The organism is Streptomyces albus subsp. albus, assembly GCF_000725885.1.
GTDB lineage: Bacteria > Actinomycetota > Actinomycetes > Streptomycetales > Streptomycetaceae > Streptomyces > Streptomyces albus.
Window position 1 is genome coordinate 1 of sequence record NZ_JODR01000078.1, and the last position, 677, is coordinate 677.

The 677-nt window shown below is 67.4% G+C and carries 2 protein-coding genes; both read right to left on the minus strand.

Features of this window, described 5'->3' with window-relative positions; all coding sequences use genetic code 11:
- Window positions 1-372: ATP-binding cassette domain-containing protein (locus IO40_RS0132800; RefSeq protein WP_030409868.1), on the minus strand; the 372-nt coding region annotated here is incomplete at its 3' end.
- On the minus strand, window positions 365-677 hold a 313-nt coding region (locus IO40_RS0132805; protein ID WP_031176685.1), incomplete at its 5' end, for an oligopeptide/dipeptide ABC transporter ATP-binding protein. The genes IO40_RS0132800 and IO40_RS0132805, both read right to left, overlap by 8 nt.

Sequence of the window (677 nt, forward strand, 5' to 3'; positions counted from 1 at the left end):
CCCGATGATGTCGCCCACCGTCATCCGCGGATTCAACGACGTGTACGGATCCTGGAACACCATCTGAATGTTCCGCCGCACCGCCTTCAACGCCCGGCCGGACAGCTTGGTGATGTCCTCGCCCTTGTAGCGGATGGTGCCGGAGGTGGGCTGCTCCAGGTTCATCAGCAGCTTGGCGACCGTCGACTTGCCGCAGCCGGACTCGCCGACGATGCCCAGCGTCTCGCCCGGGTACAGATCGAAGGAGATGCCGTCCACGGCCTTGACCGCACCGACCTGGCGCTTGAAGAGGATGCCCTGGCTCAGCGGGAAGTGCTTGACCAGGTCCCGCACCTCCAGGATGGGCTCACGCTGCGCGGACTGCTCAGCCATCGATGGTCTCCTTCCAGAAGTGGCACGCGCTGCCGCGGCCCTCGCCGACCTCGGCGAGCACCGGCAGCTCGGTCCGGCAGACGTCCCGCGCGACGGGGCAGCGCGGGTGGAAGGCACAGCCGTCGGGTGCCTTGGCCATGTTGGGCGGCAGGCCCTTGATCGCGTAGAGCTCCTTGCCCTTGCGGTCGAGGCGGGGGATGGAGTCGAGCAGGCCCTTGGTGTACGGATGCGCCGGGGCGCGGTACAACTCCTTGACCGGAGCCGTCTCCACGATCCGCCCCGCATACATCACCGCGATCTTGTCG